The organism is Allobosea sp. P1_B10 (genome assembly GCF_056406735.1).
Window position 1 is genome coordinate 78,980 of the sequence record NZ_JBFTZP010000015.1, and the last position, 18,338, is coordinate 97,317.

The window sequence follows — 18,338 nt, forward strand, 5'->3', positions numbered from 1 at the left end:
GCCGACAGGATATCGCGCCGATGGGCATGAACGCCGTCTACAACGGAGCCGAGGATTGCCCGCCGGTGATCCCCGTCTTCCCGCTGGCCGGCGCCCTGCTCCTGCCGCGCGGACAGATGCCCCTCAACATCTTCGAGCCGCGCTATCTCGCGATGATCGACGATGCCATCCGCACGCATCGCATCATCGGCATGGTCCAGCCCGAACCCGAGACAGGTCGCCAGCCTGACAAGCCGCCGCTGCTCCAGGTCGGCTGCATCGGTCGCATCACGCAGTTCGCCGAGACCGGCGACGATCGCTACGTCCTGACCCTTACGGGCATCGCCCGCTTCCGCATCGCCGAGGAACTGGCGGTCACGACCGCCTATCGCCAGGCCCGCGTGAGCTATGACGACTTCGCCATCGACTTCACGGCCCGCGCCGGCGAGGATGATGTCGATCGCGTCGGGCTGCTCAAGGCTTTGCGCGCCTTCGCCAAGGCCAACGACCTCAAGATCGACTGGAAGGGCGTCAATGAGGCGCCCAATGAGGCCCTGGTCAATGCGCTTTCGATGATGTGCCCCTTCGGCCCGCGCGAGAAGCAGGCCCTGCTCGAGGCGGACAGCCTGAAAAGCCGAGCCGAGGTTCTGGTCGCGATTACCGAGATCGACCTGGCGCGGGGCGGCAGCGACCCAGAGACGACCCTTCAGTGAGCGCCCTGCCGTTCTCTCGCCAAGCCCTCGTCCCGAGGAGCCGCGAAGCGGCGTCTCACAGACCGGCCGATAGTGAGCATCCGATTGTCACCAGCCTGCTTCTGAACAAGCAACGCGCTGAACTCCACTGGGACCGCGTGGAGACCCGGGATCCCGTCCGGGGCCTGACAAGAACGCGCGCTGGAATGGATCCCGGATCTCCGCTTCGCTGCGTCCGGGATGACCGTGCGTTTCGATACAAGAGCCCAACCGTGTCGAAGCGTTTTCTGTATGACCGGCCAGACTCGCGGGATGAGGCCTGATCAATGGATCAGGTGCATCCGAAGACCTACCCGCCCCGCCGCGCCGTTACGGCCTGGATCTTCTTCGACTGGTCGACCCAGCCCTTCTTCACGCTGATCACGACCTTTGTCTTCGCTCCCTTCTTTGCGGCGGCGCTGGCGTCCGACCCGGCACAGGGCCAGGCGCTCTGGGGCTATGCCACCGGCTTTGCCGGCCTGTGCATCGCCCTGCTCTCACCGCTGCTCGGCGGGATCGCCGACCGCACCGGCCCGCGCAAGCCCTGGATCGCGATATTCGGCGCCCTGCTCGTGCTCGGCTCCGCCGCACTCTGGTTCGCCGTGCCGGGCTCGACGACCGCGGTACCGATCGCGCTTGCGGGCTTCATCGTCGCCACGATTGGCGCGGAATTCGCCACTACCTTCAACAACGCCATGATGACGCGGCTGGTGCCGCCCGAGCGCCTCGGCTGGCTCTCGGGCACCGGCTGGGCCGTCGGCTATCTCGGCGGGCTGCTGTCGCTGGCCCTGACGCTCGGGCTGCTCGCCGCCGATCCCAGCACCGGCAGGACGCTGGCCGGGCTCACGCCGATCTTCGGCCTCGATGCCGCGGCCCGCGAGGGCGACCGCTTTTCGGGCCCGCTGACCGCGCTCTGGTTCATCGTCTTCGTCACGCCGATGTTCCTGCTGACGCCCGATTCGGCCCGCACAGGCATGAATCTGCGCGAAGCCGCCAAGGGCGGCGTCGGGCGCCTGAAGGCGACACTGGCGGAGCTGCCGCGCCTGCCCTCGCTCGGACGCTTCCTGCTGGCGAACATGATCTATCAGGATGCGCTGGTCGCTCTTTTCGCCTTCGGCGGCATCTATGCCGCTGGCGTCTTCGGCTGGCAGACCATCGAGCTCGGCATCTTTGGCATTATGCTGACGATCACCGGCACGCTCGGCGCCTGGCTCGGTGGCAAGCTCGACGATGCCATCGGTGGAAAGCGCGTCGTGATGGGCGCCATTTCCTGCCTGCTGCTGGCCTGCTTCGGCATTCTCTCGCTCGACCGCGACACCGTGTTCTTCGTGATCAAGTCGATCCCGCCGTCACCCGGTGACGGGTTGTTCGCGTCCCTGCCCGAACAGGTCTATCTGGCGCTCGGCCTGCTGATCGGCCTGGTCGCGGGGCCGTTGCAAGCCTCCTCGCGCAGCCTGATGGCGCGGCTGGCGCCCGAGGGGCGCCACGGCGAGTTCTTCGGGCTGTTTGCGCTCTCGGGGAAGGTCACGTCCTTCATGGGCCCGACGCTCGTCGCGCTCGCGACGACGCTGTTTGCGAGCCAGCGGGCAGGACTGGCCGTGCTGGTCGCGTTCTTTCTCGCCGGTGGCCTGCTTCTGGCAGGCGTGCGGGACGAGCGGGTGCGATAACGCCCGCGCGTCATTGATGTCATGCCCGGGCTCGCCCCGAGCATCCCCGAGAGATTTGGTCCGTCGTCATGAGGGTCTCGGGTCGGAGCCAGGCTCCGCCCGAGAATGACGCGCTGGGATCACCGAACCAGAATGTTCCGGAACTGCCAGGCGTCGCTTTCGTCGATATCTTCCGGGAACAGCCCCGGTCGACCGTTCAGCGGGGTCCAGTCGGTGTAGTAGCCTTTCACCGGCCCGAGATAGGCCTGCTGGATCTCGAGGCAGCGATTGACGTCCATCTCCTCGACCTCGACGATGCCCTCATTGGGGTTCTCGAGCGCCCAGACCATGCCGGCCAGCACGGCCGAGGTGACCTGGAGGCCGGTCGCCGTCTGATAGGGAGCCAGCGCACGCGCCTCGTCGGTCGAGAGCTGCGAGCCGAACCAGTAGGCGCCCTTGGCATGGCCGTAGAGCAGCACACCGAGTTCGTCGATGCCGTCGACGACTTCGTTTTCCTCGAGGATATGGTGCTCGGTCTGCGGCTGGCCGCCATTGCCGAACATCTCGTGCAGCGACAGCACCGCGTCGTTGGGCGGATGATAGGCGTAGTGGCAGGTCGGCCGGTAGACGGCCTTGCCGCTGTCGTCGCGCACGGTGAAGTAGTCCGCGATCGAGATCGACTCGTTGTGTGTCACCAGGAAGCCGTATTGCGGACCCGGAGTCGGGCACCAGCTGCGCACCTTGGTCTCGGCGCCGGCCTGCATCAGGTAGATCGCCGCCTGGGAACCGGTTTCATGCGTGAAGGCATTGTCCGGCATCCAGCGCTCATGCGTGCCCCAGCCGAGTTCGGCCGGCTGCACCGCTTCCGAGATGAAGCCCTCCACCGACCACGTGTTGACGAAGACGCCCGGCGGCTTCGGGTTCTTCGAGCGCTGCGTGTCGCGCTCTGCGATATGGATGCCCTTGACGCCGGCATGCTGCATCAGCGCGGCCCACTCCTCGCGGGTCCTCGGCTCCGGCACGTTCAGGCGCAGGTCCGAGGCAAGGTTGAGCAGCGCCTTCTTGGCGAGCCAGGAGGCCATGCCGGGATTGGCGCCGCAGCAGGAGACCGACGTCGTCGCGCCCGGCGCACGAGCGCGCTTGGCGGCGAGCGTCATCTCGCGCAGCGCATAGTTCGAGCGCTCGGCGGGGCCCTTGGTCTTGTCGAAGTAGAAACCGAGCCAGGGCTCGTTCACGGTGTCGATATAGAGCGCCCCGAGGCCGGAGCAGAATTCCATCAGGTCGCGAGAGCCGGTGTCGCAGGACAGGTTGACGCAAAAGCCCTGGCCGCCGCCCGCGGTCAGCAGGGGCTCCAGCAAGTTCTTGTAGTTCTCGAGCGTCACGGCCTCGTGGATGAAGCGGATACCGCGCTCGTCCAGCAAAGCCCGGTTGTCATCGTCTTTGGCGATCACCACGAACCGGCTCTTGTCATATTTGAAGTGCCGCTCGATCAGCGGCAGCGTCCCGCGGCCGATCGAACCGAAGCCGATCATCACGATCGGACCAGTGATCTCGCCGTATACGGGCCAATTCATCATTCTTCAGAACTCCTGGGTGGTTGGTTTCTAGCAAACCGAGGCTGGTATGGGCGCAGCAACGCGCCGTCAATCGCGACGATGCCTCCCCGGCATGGCAATGCAGGGGAGGCATCGGCGGATGACGGCGCAATGACGTGCGCGGAATATGCGGCTTTTCAGGCCGCGCGGGCAATCTCGGGCAGGTCCAAGTGGACCGCGCCGGTGGCGGCGAGCACGCCGCGGACGCCAGCCAGCGCGCCTGGACGCAGTTCCAGCCCGAGGAAGCGCTCGCGCTCGACCGGGCCGGGCATCGCCAGTTCGCCCGTGAGCGAGGCGCAGAAGCCGAAGCGCTCATAATAGGCGGCATCGCCGACGAGCAGGATCGCACCGTGGCCACGGCAAGCCGCGCGCCAGATCGCCTCGCGCATCAGCGACTTGCCCAGGCCCTCGCCCTGCAGATCGGGCGACACCGCCAGGGGGCCGAGCAGCAGCGCGGAGGCGCCGCCGGCCTCGACATGCCAGAGCCGCACCGTGCCCACGACGACGCCGTCCCGCTCGGCGGTCAGGGCCAGCCCCTGCGCCGGCAGACGGCCCTCGCGCAGGCGCTCGCTCGACTTGGCCGTGCGGCGTTCGCCAAGGCAGCGGTCGAGCAGAAGCTCGCGGGCGGGGATATCGGATGCGATTTCGTCGCGAACCTTGATCATGACGCACCTCCGGCCGGAGCGCCTGCAGCTCAACCGAAGTTGCGCAGACCTTCCCGGCGCCGCGCGAACGCGGCCACAAAGAACAGGATGTGTGGAAGAGGGTCCGGCGGGAGCCACGTTCGCGACGCTCCATTCTGGAGGCACGAACGCTCCGCCCGAAAGAACGAGCAGCCTGCCGAACCTGGCAGGGCGCTTCGCCGGACCCGATTGGTGAGGAGCGCGGGGAGTGCCGCGCTCCGGTTCGTCAGATGACGTACTGCCTCAGCGGCGGGAAGCCGTTGAAGGCGACGGCCGAATAGGTCGTCGTATAGGCGCCGGTGCCCTCGATCAGCACGCGATCGCCGATCTCGAGCGAGAACGGCAGCATGTACGGGGTCTTCTCGTACATCACGTCGACCGAATCGCAGGTCGGGCCGGCAAGCACGCAAGGCACCGTCGCATCGCCGTCGCGGGCGGTGCGGATCGGGTAGCGGATCGCCTCGTCCATGGTCTCGGCGAGACCGTTGAACTTGCCGATGTCGAGATAGACCCAGCGCACCTGGTCGTCTTCGCTCTTCTTAGAGATCAGCACGACCTCGGCCTCGATCAGGCCGGCTTCGCCAACCATGCCGCGGCCGGGCTCGATGATGGTCTCGGGCAGGCGGTTGCCGAAATGCTTCGACAGCGCCTGGAAGATCGCATCGCCATAGGCCGGGACGCCCGGGATCGGACGCAGGTAGCGCGCCGGGAAGCCGCCGCCGAGATTGACCATCGAGAGCGACAGACCGCGTGCGGCACACTCCTTGAACACCGACGAGGCCGAGGCCAGTGCGGAATCCCAGGCGTTCACGTTCGACTGCTGCGAGCCGACATGGAACGAGATGCCATAGGCGGTCAGGCCCAGACGATGGCCGTGCTCGAGCACGTCCGCGGCCATTTCGGGCACGCAGCCGAACTTGCGCGAGAGCGGCCAGTCGGCGCCGGCACCGTCGCAGAGGATGCGGCAGAAGATGCGCGCGTCCTTGACGCCGGTCTTGTCGGCGGAACGGGCGATCTTCTCGACCTCGGCCGTGCAGTCGACGGCGAACAGGCGCACGCCGAGCTCCATGGCGCGGACGACGTCACGCTCCTTCTTGATGGTGTTGCCAAACGAGATCCGCTCGGCCGTGGCGCCAGCCGACAGCGCCAGCTCGATCTCGACGACCGAAGCGCAATCGAAGCAGGAGCCGAGCTTGGCCAGCAATGCCAGGACTTCAGGCGCAGGATTGGCCTTCACGGCGTAGAACACGCGCGTGTCGGGCAGGGCCCGCGAGAAGGCATGATAATTCTCGCGCACGACATCGAGGTCGATGACGACGCAGGGGCCGTCCTCGCGACGGGTACGAAGGAACTCACGGATGCGCTCGGTCATGAGACGCTTCTCCCTACGGCGCAGGCGGCGCCGATACGACATGAAACCGGCTGAGCCGTCGGCGTTTCGAGGCGCGTTGGAGACGCCAGGAGCCGCCGAACGTCACGTTCGGACTCTGTTAACCGTCGCTTGGGGAGACCCCGCACGCCCGGCAATGAAGGACAAGCCTCTTCGGTGCCAGCCTGTGGAAAGCTGGCGAGACCAAAAAAAGCCCGTTCCGTCGTTGCTTTAAGCTGCGTCCCCCGTGGAGATTCGGGGTTCGCCGGTTTCGCCTCCGGCTGCCAGTCGCTGTTCGGTGACAGTTTCCCTTGGGAGGAAACCGGGAGCGTGATTTGAGGGGATATCCATCCCCCTCCATCCGTCTCCAACACCTGGCGGCTGTCCGGCCTCTTGTCCGGATGCCCACCGACTGACACGCGGCCACAGGCACGTGCGAATTGGGTGAGCTGCATATACGGACGCTTGACCTGCGCCGCAAGGCCTTTTTGGCCTCGTGGCTCAATTTGTCTGCCGCTTGGGCAATGCCTGCCCCGCCGCGGCGCAGGCTGCTATTCGCAGAACCTGATCCGGTTTCCGAACGGGTCCGGAACCTCCAGCATCCGCCCGCCTGGACCGTCTTCCTGGATGCCGGGCTTGGAATAGGAATAGTGCTTGCCGATCAGCTCCGCGCGATAGGCATCGACGCCCTTCATCCTCACGAAGACGGTCGAGCCGGGGCTCGCGTCACCATGATGCTCTGACAGATGCAGCTTCAGCCCCGAGCGCGAGACCTGCATGTAGATTGGGAAATTGGGGCCGAAGCGGTGGTCCCAGTCCATGCCGAAGCCGAGGAAGTCGAGGTAGAACTCGCGCGCCTTGTCGACATCGAAGATGCGCAGGATCGGAATGCCCATCTCGAGGCTGACCCCGGATGCATCGGCCGTGTGCGCGGCAGCGCCGTCGCGATATTCGCCGAAGCCGGCTGAAGCGACGTTCCAGTCGGCATAGCCGAACTGGCGCGCAACAATCTCGAGTGTCTCGGAGTGGGAGAGTTCGACCTGCCGTGCGGCCATCGCCTCGCGCAGGGTTTTCGCCATCAGCTTCGCATCGCGAAAGCTACGCATCGTCGTGATCCTTCACGTTAGGCGGACGAAACGATCAGGGCTCGCATTGCTGATGGCCATCCGCGACAACGATCGGGATCAGGGCGGCGTCTCACGGATGCATTCACCAGACCCTTTCGGGGCGCGAGCGGCTGGCTGCATCCGGCCATACGGCACCTTAAAAACCCGGCTTCGACCTTGTCAACGACGGGCGGCGCAACTGCGCCGCGCCGATGCCCTAGACCGGCCCCAATTCATCGCCTAAGTCCCTGGATCGACTAACTTCACTCCCAATGCGACGGGACCCGCGCCGCTCATGATCCAGACCGATCGCCGCCACGTCCTGGCCGGCCTCGCCGCCGCCTTCGCCGCCACGGTTGCACCAGCGGCCCTGCTGGCCCAGCAGCCGCAGCCCGCCCCGCCCCCGCCGGCGCCGCCGCAACCGCAATTCGGATTCGAACAGGTCGTGACCCGCGCCCGCGAGGTCGCAGCCGTCGCCTATGAGCCGGGCCCGTCGATCCCCGAGCCGCTGTCGCGCCTCGATTTCGATTCCTGGCGCGATATCCGCTTCCGTCCCGACAAGGCCCTGCTGAGCCAGAGCGGCACGCCGTTCCGGATGCAGATGTTCCATCCGGGCTTCCTGTTCACGAGGCCTGTCGTGGTCAATGTGCTGCGCGATGGCGTGCCGACCCCCGTGCCCTACTCCGCCAGCCTGTTCGACTACGGCAAGGTCAAGTTCGAGAAGCCGCTTCCAGTCAATCTCGGCTTCGCCGGTTTTCGCCTGCATTACCCGCTCAACGACCCCCGCGTCTTCGACGAGCTGATCTCCTTCGTCGGCGCGAGCTATTTTCGCGTGCTCGGCCGCGGCCAGCGCTACGGGCTCTCCGGGCGGGGGCTCTCGATCGGCGCCGGCGTGCCCGGCGGCGAGGAGTTTCCGGTCTTTCGCGAGTTCTGGATCGAGGCGGCGAAGGAGGCGGGCGACAGCATCACGATCTACGCGCTGCTCGATTCGGCCTCCGTCACCGGCGCCTATCGCTTCCGGATCTACCCCGACGTCGAGAGCGTCATGGACGTTTCGGTGACGCTGTTCCCGCGCAAGCCGATCGAGAAGCTCGGCCTGGCGCCGCTGACCTCGATGTTCTTCACCGGCGAGAACGACCGCCGCTTCCACGACGATTTCCGCAGCGAGCTGCATGATTCGGACGGGCTGATGATCCATTCGGGCAGCGGCGAGTGGATCTGGCGGCCCCTGCGCAACCCGCCCCAGCAGGCGGTCTCCTCCTTCGTCGAGCGCAATGTGCGGGGCTTTGGCCTGATGCAGCGCGACCGCGTCTTCGAGCACTATCAGGACCTCGATCTCTCCTATGAATCGCGCCCGTCCTACTGGATCGAGCCGCAGGGCGACTGGGGCGAGGGCATCGTCGAGCTAATCGAACTGCCGACGACCGATGAGACCAACGACAATATCGTCGCGCTCTGGTCTCCGAAGACCCCGCTCGAGCCCGGGCGTGAATTCAGCTTCGGCTACAAGCTGACCTCGATGCTGGATTCCAGCGAGCTGCATCCGGGCGGGCGCATCATCAACACCTATCAGGCCAAGCCGAAGGCGCTCGGCTCGGGCGAGGCCGTGACCGACGGCGCACGCCGCTTCATCGTCGATTTCGCCGGTGGCGACCTCGATTATCACCTGCGCCAGCCCGACAAGGTCGAGATCGTGCCCTCGATCGCCTATGGCCGGATCGACCGCGCCTTCATCGTGCCAAATCCGAAGACACACGGCTTCCGGGCCTTCATCGACATCGTCGTCGAGCCCGGCCAGGTCGCCGAGATGCGCGCCTTTCTGAAGAGCGGAGGCAAGACCCTGACCGAGACCTGGAGCTACCCCTGGCGCGCGGAGGCGTGAGGCGGCGGGCGGCCTGACGCGCGCCCTGAGCCAATACCGTCAGCGCAGCTCGGGTGCCGCGGCGACGACCTCGATCTCGACCTTGAACTCCGGCAGCGTGAAGCCCGAGACGATCATCAGGGTCGAGGCTGGCGGCGGCGTACCGACATGGGCGTCACGCGATTCCATGTAGCCCCTCATATGGGCGCGGTCGGTGACATAGGCATTGATCCTGACGATATCGGCCAATGTCATGCCGGCCTCGCCGAGGATCGCCGCGATATTGCCGAAGCAGAGATCGGCCTGGGCACGCGCCGCCTCGGGAATCGTGCCATCGGCGGCCATGCCGAGCTGGCCCGAGCAGAACACCAGTCGCTGTCCTGCCGGGAGTTCGACGCCATGGCTGTAGCGCGCGAAGGGTTTGGCAATCGAGGTCGGGGCAAGCGGCTTCATCTGGATGTCTCCACGGCAGGCTTGAACTATGCCCGCGCTGGCGGAACCAGGCCAGCCATGGCGGGTTCGCAAATCACCGTTTCCTGCGCTAAACCGGTCCGGTAGCGGGCCAGGAATCAGAAAACGCTCATGCCACGTTCAGCCGGCATCGGTAGGGTCGCGGATGGATTTTGGACAATGATCGGACGGAAACGCGCCATGATGACGAAAACCGCATGCCGTGCCGGCGCTCTCAAGGCCGCTGCACTGCTGCCTTTGCTGGCCCTGACAGCATGCGCGGGCTCGCAGCGCTTCGACGCTTTCGGTCCCGGTCCTGGCCCCTCGCAATCGGCCTATGGGCAGCCGAGTTACAGCCAGCCGACGCTGCAGCCGGCACCGCCGATCAGCTCGGGGCAGGTGACGTCAGAGCCGCTGCCTCCGCTGGGAGGCTATCCGGTCACGTCGACGCCGCCGTCGGGCGGGGCCCTGCCCCCGCCGGAAGATCCCTATTACAGCCCCAATGCCGGCGCGCCCGCGCCGTCAGGCCCGCCTCCGTCCCAGCCCGGGACGATCCCGACCCTGCGCGGCGGAGACGGACAGGTCGCGACGCTCGGCGGCGGCAGCAGCGGGGGCTCGTCGCGCGGCGCCGTATCGTCACGCGATGGCGTGATCGGCAACTGGACGGCACGCGAGGCCACGGGCGGATCCTGCCGCGTGCAGCTCTCGAGTTCGCCTGCGCTCGATCTCTACCGCGCCAACGCCGCAGGCTGCTCCAACCGCGACCTTCAGAAGGTCACCGCCTGGGACTACCGCAACGGCGAGGTCTACCTCTACCAGCAGGGCGGCACGGTCGTGGCTCGCCTGCGCGCAGGCGATGGCGGCGCAATGAGCGGCGCGGTTACGAAATCGGGCGCCGCATTGTCGATGAGCCGCTGATCGCGCGCGCCGGTTTCGCGCCCGGCGCCTGCCTTGACGAAATCGAGGACGCCGAGCTTGCCGTATTTGGTGTCGAACGCGATGGTTCGGCAAGACCACGCCCCAGCGGCTCGCCCCTTAGGGCTTTTGGCGTTCTTCCATCGAATCTTTGTTCTTTAAACGCTGCCGCAGCACTCACGAATCGCGTGATAACGCAGCCGCCGCATCGCTCTTCTTCGCGGGGAGGCTCAGAACCCGACCAGCGCTTGTCTCCTCGGCAGCCCGCCAGTCAAGCACTCCCGCCACGAATGCAAAAAAGCCCGGGCGGAAAACCGCCCGGGCTTTGATCTCGTTGGCTGAATGCGGATCTCAGTAGCCGGGACGGCCTGCCCAGCCGGGCGTGCCCTGATAGCCGCCGCGATAGCCGTAACCCGGCCGGCCGCCATAGCCTCGGCGGGGACCGTAGCCGGGGCCGTAGCCGCCGCGTCCGCGCTGCTGGCGTTCCATGTTGCGCTGGATCTCCCACATGCGGTGCTCGCGGTTATGCCGCGTGAACGCGACGCCGGCCGTGTCGAGCGCCGCGGCGATCGCGGGATCGACGTCCTGGCTCGCAGCCTGCGCGCCGGCCGAGAGGCCAAGGGACCCGGCAACAGCCAGCCCGCCCGCGAACAGGCCGATGATAATGCGATTGCGCATGGTAACCCTTTCCTGCTGGGCAATGTGCCAGCCCGACCAAAACATCGCGCGGACCGGATTTGTTCCATGAGCGGCAAGCGCGCGCCTTAGGCTTCGCGCAAGGGCGAGCGGGCGAGCTATAGCAATCAGGCATATCTCATTGTCACATTCGCTATTCGATTCGCTGGGCGTCCCGACTTAGCAGGACATCACAAGCGGCCGGATGGGAGCCTCGGGAGATCGACATGAGTGAAGCCGACAAGGCAGCCGAAACGCCGAGGGACTGGCAGGGCGACGTCTTTCGCGTGCTGAAGAGCCATGGCGTGAAGCACATCGTCTACGTGCCCGACGCCGGCCATTCGACCGCCATCCGCCTCGCGGAGGCCGATAACGAGATCCAGGCCGTGGTGCTGACGACCGAGGAAGAGGGCATCGGCTATCTCGCCGGAGCCTGGCTCGGCGGCGAGCGCGGGGCGCTGCTGATGCAATCCAGCGGTGCCGGCAACTGCATCAACACGCTGGCGCTGCCGGCCTGCGCCCGCTTCCCGCTGCTGATGGTGGTGACGATGCGCGGCGACTGGGCCGAGTTCAACGGCTGGCAGAACCCGATGGGGCAGGCCACCGAAAAGGCCCTGAACCTGATGGGCGTGATGACCTGGCGCGCCGACACCCCCGACGAGGTCGAGCCGCTGCTGCATGGCGCCGCCTCCATGGCCTTCAACGGCGATGCCTCCTGCGCCCTGCTGCTGGGCCAGCGCCTGATCGGAGAGAAGAAATGGGTCAAGTGAAGGGCGGAACGCTCGAACGTCGCGAGGTCGTCTCGACACTTCTGGAGGGCCGCAAGGACCTTCTCGTCGTCACCGGGCTGGGCTCGGCCTCCTATGACGTGATGGCCGCCGGCGACCACGACAACAATTATTACCTCTGGGCGGCCATGGGCAGTGCGGCGATGGTCGGACTCGGCCTCGCCAAGGCTCAGCCCGACAAATCCGTGGTCGTGATCACGGGCGACGGCGAGATGCTGATGGGTTTCGGCGCGATCGCGACCATCGCCCTGCAGAAGCCGGCGAACCTTTCGATCGTCGTGCTCGACAACGGGCATTTCGGCGAGACCGGCATGCAGGAGAGCCATGCCGGGCGCGGTATCGACCTTGCGGCGGTCGCGGCAACCTGCGGTTTCGCCTGGACCTCGGTGATCACAGACATGGGCGGCGTCGATGATTTGAGGACCCGGCTATCGGCCCGCGACGGAACGAACTTCGTGACGGTGAAGATCAAGCCCGAGAACCCGCCGCGTGTGCTGCCGCCGCGTGACGGCGTGTACATCAAGAACCGCTTCCGGGGAGCGCTCGGCCTCGCGCCGCTCTGACCGGCAGCAGCCGCTGCCCCGCCAACCCGCCGCCAGGCCAAGGACATCCCGATGCAAACCACCGCCGGCGAAGGCTTTGATGAGATCCGCGACGCCGTCCGCGCGCTCTGCGCCGAATTTCCGGCCGAGTATCACCGTGGTATCGACGAGGCGCGCGGCTATCCCGAAGCCTTCGTCGAGGCGCTGACCAGGGCGGGCTGGATGGCGGGGCTGATCCCGGAAGCCTATGGCGGCTCGGGCCTTGGCCTGACGGAGGCCTCGGTGATCATGGAGGAGATCAACCGGGCCGGCGGCAACTCGGGTGCATGTCACGGCCAGATGTACAATATGGGCACGCTGATCCGGCACGGTTCGGAGGCGCAGCGCCAGCACTATCTGCCCCGGATCGCGACCGGCGAACTGCGCCTGCAATCCATGGGCGTGACCGAGCCAACGACCGGCACCGACACCACCAAGATCAAGACGACCGCCATCCGCAAGGGCGACCGCTACGTCATCAACGGCCAGAAGGTCTGGATCAGCCGCATCCAGCATTCCGACCTGATGATCCTGCTGGCGCGCACCACGCCGCTCGACCAGGTGACGAAGAAGTCCGAGGGCATGTCGATCTTCATCGTCGACCTCCGGGACGCGCTCGCCAAGGGCATGAGCGTCCGGCCGATCCTCAACATGGTCAATCACGAGACCAACGAGCTGTTCTTCGACAATCTCGAGATTCCCGCCGAGAACCTGATCGGCGAGGAGGGCCAGGGCTTCAAATACATCCTCACCGGCCTCAATGCCGAGCGCACGCTGATCGCGGCGGAATGCATCGGCGACGGCTACTGGTTCATCGACAAGGTCACGGCCTATGCCAAGGAGCGCGTCGTCTTCGGCCGCCCCATCGGCCAGAACCAGGGCGTGCAGTTCCCGATCGCCGAGAGCTTTATCGAGGTCGAGGCGGCCAACCTGATGCGCTACGAGGCCTGCCGGCGCTATGACGCGAACCTGCCCTGCGGCACCCAGGCCAACATGGCGAAATACCTGGCCGCAAAAGCCTCGTGGGAGGCCGCCAATGCCTGCATCCAGTTCCATGGCGGCTTCGGCTTTGCCTGCGAATACGATGTCGAGCGCAAGTTTCGCGAGACTCGGCTCTACCAGGTCGCGCCGATCTCGACCAACCTGATCCTCAGCTACGTTGCGGAGCATGTGCTTGGCCTGCCGAGGTCGTTCTGATGGCGAGCGCGCGCCAGCCGCTCGCGGGCCTCACCGTGATCGCGATCGAGCAGGCGGTGGCCGCACCCTTCTGCACCTCGCGCCTGGCCGATGCCGGCGCGCGCGTCATCAAGATCGAGCGGCCCGAAGGCGATTTCGCGCGCGGTTACGACGATGTAGCTCTCGGGCAATCGAGCTATTTCGTCTGGCTCAACCGGGGCAAGGATTCGCTGGTGCTCGATCTCGCCTCGGCGGAGGGCAAGCAAAGCCTGCGCGGGCTCCTGGCCACAGCCGACGTCCTCGTCCAGAACCTCAAGCCGGGCGCGCTCGCCCGCCTCGGTTTCGCCCCGGAGCTCCTGCGCAAGACCCATCCGCGCCTCATCTGCTGCTCGATCTCCGGCTATGGCGAGACCGGCCCGCTGGCGCAGCGAAAAGCCTACGACCTGCTGATCCAGGCCGAGTCGGGTCTCTCCTCCATCACCGGCGGCCCCGAGGCTCCGGCCCGCGTCGGCGTCTCGCTGGTCGATATCGCAACCGGCGCGACGGCCCATGCGGCCATCCTCGAGGCCCTGATCGCGCGCGGCATCACTGGCGAGGGCGCCGAAATCCAGGTCTCTATGTTCGATGTCATGGCCGACTGGCTCACCGTGCCGCTGCTGCAGCACGAGGGCGGCAAGCCGCCGAAACGGCTGGGCCTCGCCCACCCCTCGATCGCGCCCTATGGCGTCTTCGCCACCCGCGACGGCAGCAACATCCTGGTCTCGATCCAGAGCGAGCGCGAATGGGCGAAGTTCTGCACCGCGCTCCTGCACGCGCCGGGGCTGATCACCGATCCCCGCTTCGCCCGTAACGTCGACCGGGTCGCCCACCGGCCGGAGACGGACGCGATCGTCGCCGCAGCCTTCGCGGCGCTCGACCTCGCTGAAGCCAAGACGCTCCTGCTGGCCGCCGATGCAGCCTTCGCCGTGGTCAATGACATGGCGGCGTTGTCGACCCATCCGCAGCTGCGCCGGATCACGACGCAGACCCCGGCGGGGCCGGTCGATCTCCCGGCACCCGCAGCGATCACGGTGGGCGCAGGCCGCAGCTACGGCCCCGTCCCGGCCATCGGCGAACACGCCCCGCTCAGCGACGATGCAGCCGGGCCTGCCCGCCCCTGAGGCTCCTTGGACCATCTCGGTGGGCAAGGTGCCGGACACGCCCGCGGCGCCTGTCTCTGGGCGCGCCAAGCGCGTAGTGTGAACCATGGACATCGCGCAGCTCAAGACATTGATTCACGTCGCGGAACTCGGCAGCGTCAGCCGGGCGGCCGAACGCCTGCATATCGCTCAGCCTGCGCTGAGCCGGCAGATCCGCCTGCTCGAGCGCGAGCTCGGCGTGCTGCTGTTCGAGCGCCATGGCCGCGGCATGGTCATCACCGACATCGGCCGCGACATCCTGGAGCATGCGGCCCGCATCCTGTCCGAGATGGAGGCCATCCGGGCGCTCGCCGGGTCAGACACGCGCGCGCTGCGCGGCATGGTCACCCTCGGCACGACGCCGACGGTAGCCGAGATCGCGACTGTTCCGTTGGTGCGCATGGTCACCGAGGCCCAGCCGCAGTTGGCGATTCGCGTGACATCGGCCTTCAGCGGGCATCTTCTGGACTGGCTGCAGCGCGGCGAGCTTGATCTCGCGGTGTCCTACGACCCGAAGCCTCTGAAATCGCTCAGGATCGTGCCGGTGATGGTGGAGGAACTGCTCTTCGTGACCGCGGCGAAGACGCCCCGGTCGCTGCCAGCCTCGATGAGCTTCCGCGATCTCGCTGAGACCCGGCTCGTGCTGCCGAGCCCCCGGCATGGCCTGCGGACGATCGTCGAGGACTGCGCGGCCAAGGCCGGCATCACCCTGCGCGCAAGCGTCGAGGCCGATGCCTTCGGCGCCATGATCGATCTCGTACGCAACGGTTTTGGCGCGACGGTCCTGCCGCTCGCTCCGATCTACGCGCTGGTGGCGTCCGGCGAACTCCAGGTCGCGACGCTGCGGGACCCGACGCCGACGCGCCGGCTCGTCCTGGTCTATCCGGCGGATCGGCCGTTGAGCCCGGCCGCACGCTTCGTCGGGGAGGCCTTCATCGAGATCGCAGGCCGCCTCGTCGCCGACAAGGTCTGGGTCGGGCGCATGCTGACCGGGCAGGAGCCCGTCGCCTCGCCTGACGCCTGAGCGCACTGCCCTCGGCGCCAAGGTTCGATTTACCATAGCGACGATATCGCTTGGAAAGCGTTGACGTTTCCGGGACGGTCGGGTCTCTTCCTGCTGCGTTTTCCGGCGCCATGCGGGGCCGGACGATCCGGAACCGGACTGCGAATGCGCGACGCCGAAGCCGACGCCCGAGTTCAGACCGCCGCGCCCCATTGCAGCGTCTGGCCCTACCCTCCCGGCAGGGTCTGCCTCGCCGCCTGGAAGAAGGCGATCCACGCTCTGGTCGACGGCTCGATTCCCGCCGACGCCGACCCGGCGAGCTTCGATTTCCACGGCAGGACCTGGCAGCTGCCGCACGCATTCGTCCACGCAAACCGCGGCCCGGCAATGAAGCTGTCGCGACCGCAGCGGGTCATCGACAGCCGGCCGATCTCCCAGATGGCGCTGTGCCTGGTGACGGGAGGCCGCATCGAGACCAATTACGACGGCCTGGTCCGCGACCACGAGACCGGCGATCTCGCGGTCATCGACTATTCCCTGCCCTATGAGAGCGCGACCTCGGGCTGCGAGGCGATCACCATCACCTTCGACAGGGCCAACGCGCCGGCTGGTCTCCAGACCAATGCCCATGGCCTGACGCTGACGGGAGGCAGCAGCGCAGGCGCGGTGATCGGGGCCCAGATCCGTTCTCTCGTCGACCATGTCGACGGGCTTGGCCTGAACCAGGCTCAATCGCTCGTCGACGGCATCCTGCGCTTCGCCGAGGCCAGCTTGGCTGCACCTGGGCTGACGATGAGGGGCGATAACGCGTCGCTTCTCGACCACGCCAGCCGGTTGGCACGACGCAGGCTGGCCGATCCCGGCTTCGGTCCCGAGGAACTGGCGCGAGCCCTCACAATCTCGCGCTCGAAGCTGTTTCGCCTGTTCGAGGCCCATGGTGGCGTGCAGCGCTGGATGCTCGGCGAGCGGCTGCGCGCGAGCCTGCGGAGCATCGTCCAGTCGGCCGGCAGGGACAAGATCTCCGTCATCGCTCACAGCCACGGCTTCCGCAGCGAGGCGCATTTCAGCCGGGCCTTCCAGAAGCGATACCAGACCAGCCCGAGCTCGGTTCGCAGCCTTGCCGTCGCCCCCGAGGGCGCGAAGCTCTATATGAGCTGGCTCAGGCAGAGCAGGCGCAAGGACGGCGCCATGATCGAGGCCTGGCTGGAAGCAGCGCGTGCGCCCCGGCCGGAGGAGCAGACTTGAACCGAGCGAAATCCGCGCGGTCACGCTGAGGCAACGCATCGCAAGGCGCGCCTTGACGCTACCTGTCGGACAGTAATCGAATCACGGGAAAGCGACCTTCGAGCGGGGTCCGCGAGTGAGGATAAAACCCACCTGCCACATCCCTTAAGCGTATGAACTTGCTACGCTTCTAATTCCACCAGAAACCTGGTGGAGCTGAGGTCCACCCAATCTCTGCCCGGAGCCGTTCAGAACGGTCCACAGAACAGGAACATCCAGAGGACAAACGGTGAAGGCCGGGTTGTTTCCGTTCGCATCAGTCCGTTACAATCCGCTTCTCCGGTTGGGGTAGAAGTTGGGGTGGACGGATGGCCCGTGAGGTCAAGCGACTTTCGGCCCGAAGCGTAGTGACGCTGACGAAGCCCGGCCGCCATAACGACGGCGACGGCCTCTATCTTATCGTGGACAAGACCGGCGCCAGGCGCTGGCTCTACATGTTCAAGTGGGACGGTAAGCTGAAGGAGATGGGCCTAGGCGGCGTCTCTACCGTATCTCTGGCTGACGCTCGATTACCCCAAGCGTCGATTGGGTGCTGGAGCGGGCTCGGGCGGCTGTCCTCCGCTACGGCATCAATGCCCTGATCATCGACCCGTACAACGAGCTCGAAGCCGGCCGGTCGCCTCACCAGACCGAGACCGAGTTCGTCTCGCAGCTCATCAGCAAGTGCAAGCGTTTCGCCAAGATGCACGAGGTAACGGTGTTCATGGTCGCGCACCCGACCAAGATTGCGAACCCGACCGGTGGCAAGGAGCCGATGCCAGGGCTTTACGACATCGCCGGATCGGCGCACTGGCGCAACAAGGCCGACGCGGGGATTGTCGTCTATCGCGATTACGAGGAGCGCTGCACCTATGTCATCTCGCGCAAGATCCGCCGGCAGCCGATCTGCGGCTCGCCTGGCATGGTGAAGCTCTGGTTCATGGGCGCTAGCCGTCGCTTTGATCCGCAACTCGGTAGCTATCAGACGCTCGGGGAGAAGCAGGACCCAGCAAACTCTAACAGGCGCGCCGCATAAGCCGCCTGAACAGTAAAGGGGATATTGCCTGGTTCCGGGCAACATCCCTCGTCACAGAGCTGGCTCGGTTTGTCTGAACAGTTTGCGGGCTGTGGTTAGGTGGATTTCGGCCCTTGTTATGCTGCAACCGGGATTGGCTGCAGCGGGTTGAAGTAGACCTGATCGGGCGTCTGCCGTGCCAGGCTCTGATGAGGTCTCCTGCCGTTGTAGAAGGCGAGATACCGGCCGATCGAGGCGCGCGCGTCGGACACGCTGGCGTAGGCTCGCAGGTAGACCTCCTCGTATTTGACGGATTTCCAGATG

Annotated in this window: 19 protein-coding genes; 12 read left to right on the forward strand and 7 right to left on the reverse strand. The window is 66.3% G+C overall.

All coding sequences use genetic code 11. From position 1 onward, the window contains the following. Positions 1–20 precede the first annotated feature (20 nt). Positions 21–692: an LON peptidase substrate-binding domain-containing protein gene (locus AC1D2L_RS22670; RefSeq protein WP_476848165.1), complete on the forward strand. Its 672-nt coding sequence runs from the start codon at positions 21–23 to the stop codon at positions 690–692. A 305-nt stretch (positions 693–997) separates the two neighbouring features. Beyond that, on the forward strand, positions 998–2,377 hold the full coding sequence (locus tag AC1D2L_RS22675) for an MFS transporter (RefSeq protein WP_476848166.1): 1,380 nt from the start codon (positions 998–1,000) through the stop codon (positions 2,375–2,377). Positions 2,378–2,496: 119 nt separating this feature from the next. On the opposite strand, the gene AC1D2L_RS22680 is transcribed toward AC1D2L_RS22675, so the two are convergent. The 4 genes from AC1D2L_RS22680 to AC1D2L_RS22695 all read right to left on the reverse strand — a co-directional run bounded on the left by AC1D2L_RS22680 (position 2,497) and on the right by AC1D2L_RS22695 (position 7,109). Continuing rightward, positions 2,497–3,933 (reverse strand): homospermidine synthase, encoded by a 1,437-nt coding sequence (locus AC1D2L_RS22680; protein WP_476848167.1) that lies wholly within the window; start codon positions 3,931–3,933, stop codon positions 2,497–2,499. A gap of 155 nt (positions 3,934–4,088) precedes the next feature. Next, on the reverse strand, positions 4,089–4,616 hold the full coding sequence (locus tag AC1D2L_RS22685; RefSeq protein ID WP_476848168.1) for a GNAT family N-acetyltransferase: 528 nt from the start codon (positions 4,614–4,616) through the stop codon (positions 4,089–4,091). A 244-nt stretch (positions 4,617–4,860) separates the two neighbouring features. Continuing rightward, positions 4,861–6,006 (reverse strand): type III PLP-dependent enzyme, encoded by a 1,146-nt coding sequence (locus AC1D2L_RS22690; protein ID WP_476848169.1) that lies wholly within the window; start codon positions 6,004–6,006, stop codon positions 4,861–4,863. Positions 6,007–6,554: 548 nt separating this feature from the next. Next, a complete protein-coding gene (locus AC1D2L_RS22695; RefSeq protein WP_476848170.1) occupies positions 6,555–7,109 on the reverse strand; it encodes a glyoxalase superfamily protein in 555 nt (184 codons plus the stop codon). A 295-nt stretch (positions 7,110–7,404) separates the two neighbouring features. On the opposite strand from AC1D2L_RS22695, the gene AC1D2L_RS22700 reads away from it, so the two are divergent. Beyond that, positions 7,405–8,991, forward strand: coding sequence for an OpgD/OpgG family glucan biosynthesis protein (locus tag AC1D2L_RS22700; protein WP_476848171.1), 1,587 nt, complete (start codon positions 7,405–7,407; stop codon positions 8,989–8,991). 39 nt (positions 8,992–9,030) lie between these two features. Here AC1D2L_RS22700 and AC1D2L_RS22705 read toward each other — a convergent pair whose 3' ends face one another. Then, positions 9,031–9,423, reverse strand: coding sequence for a RidA family protein (locus tag AC1D2L_RS22705; RefSeq protein ID WP_476848172.1), 393 nt, complete (start codon positions 9,421–9,423; stop codon positions 9,031–9,033). Positions 9,424–9,621: 198 nt separating this feature from the next. Between AC1D2L_RS22705 and AC1D2L_RS22710 the strand changes: the two genes are divergently transcribed. Continuing rightward, a complete protein-coding gene (locus tag AC1D2L_RS22710) occupies positions 9,622–10,338 on the forward strand; it encodes an AprI/Inh family metalloprotease inhibitor (RefSeq protein WP_476848173.1) in 717 nt (238 codons plus the stop codon). Between the two features lie 348 nt (positions 10,339–10,686). Here the strand turns inward: AC1D2L_RS22710 and AC1D2L_RS22715 are convergent, their stop codons facing one another. After that, on the reverse strand, positions 10,687–11,013 hold the full coding sequence (locus AC1D2L_RS22715) for a hypothetical protein (RefSeq protein WP_476848174.1): 327 nt from the start codon (positions 11,011–11,013) through the stop codon (positions 10,687–10,689). Between the two features lie 224 nt (positions 11,014–11,237). Here AC1D2L_RS22715 and AC1D2L_RS22720 point away from each other — a divergent pair, with 224 nt between their 5' ends. The 8 genes from AC1D2L_RS22720 (at position 11,238) to AC1D2L_RS22755 (ending at position 18,035) form a co-directional block, all read left to right on the forward strand. Further along, positions 11,238–11,780, forward strand: a complete 543-nt coding sequence (locus AC1D2L_RS22720; RefSeq protein WP_476848175.1) for a thiamine pyrophosphate-binding protein — start codon at positions 11,238–11,240, stop codon at positions 11,778–11,780. After that, complete coding sequence (locus tag AC1D2L_RS22725) at positions 11,768–12,361, forward strand: thiamine pyrophosphate-dependent enzyme (protein WP_476848176.1); 594 nt, start codon at positions 11,768–11,770, stop codon at positions 12,359–12,361. The genes AC1D2L_RS22720 and AC1D2L_RS22725 overlap by 13 nt, the downstream gene beginning before the upstream one ends. A gap of 51 nt (positions 12,362–12,412) precedes the next feature. Beyond that, on the forward strand, positions 12,413–13,576 hold the full coding sequence (locus tag AC1D2L_RS22730; protein ID WP_476848177.1) for an acyl-CoA dehydrogenase family protein: 1,164 nt from the start codon (positions 12,413–12,415) through the stop codon (positions 13,574–13,576). Further along, on the forward strand, positions 13,576–14,715 hold the full coding sequence (locus AC1D2L_RS22735) for a CaiB/BaiF CoA transferase family protein (RefSeq protein WP_476848178.1): 1,140 nt from the start codon (positions 13,576–13,578) through the stop codon (positions 14,713–14,715). Before AC1D2L_RS22730 ends, AC1D2L_RS22735 begins: the two co-directional genes overlap by 1 nt. An 85-nt stretch (positions 14,716–14,800) precedes the next feature. Next, positions 14,801–15,757 carry a LysR substrate-binding domain-containing protein gene (locus AC1D2L_RS22740; protein ID WP_476848179.1) on the forward strand — a complete coding sequence of 319 codons (957 nt, stop codon included), beginning with the start codon at positions 14,801–14,803 and terminating at the stop codon, positions 15,755–15,757. A gap of 144 nt (positions 15,758–15,901) precedes the next feature. Beyond that, on the forward strand, positions 15,902–16,981 hold the full coding sequence (locus AC1D2L_RS22745; RefSeq protein ID WP_476848180.1) for an AraC family transcriptional regulator: 1,080 nt from the start codon (positions 15,902–15,904) through the stop codon (positions 16,979–16,981). Between the two features lie 347 nt (positions 16,982–17,328). Next, positions 17,329–17,601 (forward strand): Arm DNA-binding domain-containing protein, encoded by a 273-nt coding sequence (locus AC1D2L_RS22750; RefSeq protein ID WP_476848181.1) that lies wholly within the window; start codon positions 17,329–17,331, stop codon positions 17,599–17,601. Then, the gene (locus AC1D2L_RS22755; protein WP_476848182.1) at positions 17,550–18,035 is read left to right on the forward strand and encodes a P-loop NTPase family protein; all 486 of its coding nucleotides are present in this window, start codon (positions 17,550–17,552) and stop codon (positions 18,033–18,035) included. The genes AC1D2L_RS22750 and AC1D2L_RS22755 overlap by 52 nt, the downstream gene beginning before the upstream one ends. A gap of 116 nt (positions 18,036–18,151) precedes the next feature. Here the strand turns inward: AC1D2L_RS22755 and AC1D2L_RS22760 are convergent. Continuing rightward, positions 18,152–18,338 (reverse strand): integrase core domain-containing protein (locus tag AC1D2L_RS22760; RefSeq protein WP_476847684.1); only part of this gene is annotated, 187 nt, incomplete at its 5' end.

Bases quoted from the DNA above. Each gene is read 5' to 3' on its own strand.
- AC1D2L_RS22715 (WP_476848174.1), bottom strand. From the start codon at position 11,013: ATGCGCAATCGCATTATCATCGGCCTGTTCGCGGGCGGGCTGGCTGTT.
- AC1D2L_RS22735 (WP_476848178.1), top strand. From the start codon at position 13,576: ATGGCGAGCGCGCGCCAGCCGCTCGCGGGCCTCACCGTGATCGCGATC.
- AC1D2L_RS22670 (WP_476848165.1), top strand. From the start codon at position 21: ATGGGCATGAACGCCGTCTACAACGGAGCCGAGGATTGCCCGCCGGTG.
- AC1D2L_RS22700 (WP_476848171.1), top strand. From the start codon at position 7,405: ATGATCCAGACCGATCGCCGCCACGTCCTGGCCGGCCTCGCCGCCGCC.
- AC1D2L_RS22750 (WP_476848181.1), top strand. From the start codon at position 17,329: ATGGCCCGTGAGGTCAAGCGACTTTCGGCCCGAAGCGTAGTGACGCTG.
- AC1D2L_RS22705 (WP_476848172.1), bottom strand. From the start codon at position 9,423: ATGAAGCCGCTTGCCCCGACCTCGATTGCCAAACCCTTCGCGCGCTAC.
- AC1D2L_RS22710 (WP_476848173.1), top strand. From the start codon at position 9,622: ATGATGACGAAAACCGCATGCCGTGCCGGCGCTCTCAAGGCCGCTGCA.
- AC1D2L_RS22675 (WP_476848166.1), top strand. From the start codon at position 998: ATGGATCAGGTGCATCCGAAGACCTACCCGCCCCGCCGCGCCGTTACG.
- AC1D2L_RS22725 (WP_476848176.1), top strand. From the start codon at position 11,768: ATGGGTCAAGTGAAGGGCGGAACGCTCGAACGTCGCGAGGTCGTCTCG.
- AC1D2L_RS22745 (WP_476848180.1), top strand. From the start codon at position 15,902: ATGCGCGACGCCGAAGCCGACGCCCGAGTTCAGACCGCCGCGCCCCAT.
- AC1D2L_RS22685 (WP_476848168.1), bottom strand. From the start codon at position 4,616: ATGATCAAGGTTCGCGACGAAATCGCATCCGATATCCCCGCCCGCGAG.
- AC1D2L_RS22720 (WP_476848175.1), top strand. From the start codon at position 11,238: ATGAGTGAAGCCGACAAGGCAGCCGAAACGCCGAGGGACTGGCAGGGC.
- AC1D2L_RS22690 (WP_476848169.1), bottom strand. From the start codon at position 6,006: ATGACCGAGCGCATCCGTGAGTTCCTTCGTACCCGTCGCGAGGACGGC.
- AC1D2L_RS22730 (WP_476848177.1), top strand. From the start codon at position 12,413: ATGCAAACCACCGCCGGCGAAGGCTTTGATGAGATCCGCGACGCCGTC.
- AC1D2L_RS22695 (WP_476848170.1), bottom strand. From the start codon at position 7,109: ATGCGTAGCTTTCGCGATGCGAAGCTGATGGCGAAAACCCTGCGCGAG.
- AC1D2L_RS22740 (WP_476848179.1), top strand. From the start codon at position 14,801: ATGGACATCGCGCAGCTCAAGACATTGATTCACGTCGCGGAACTCGGC.
- AC1D2L_RS22680 (WP_476848167.1), bottom strand. From the start codon at position 3,933: ATGATGAATTGGCCCGTATACGGCGAGATCACTGGTCCGATCGTGATG.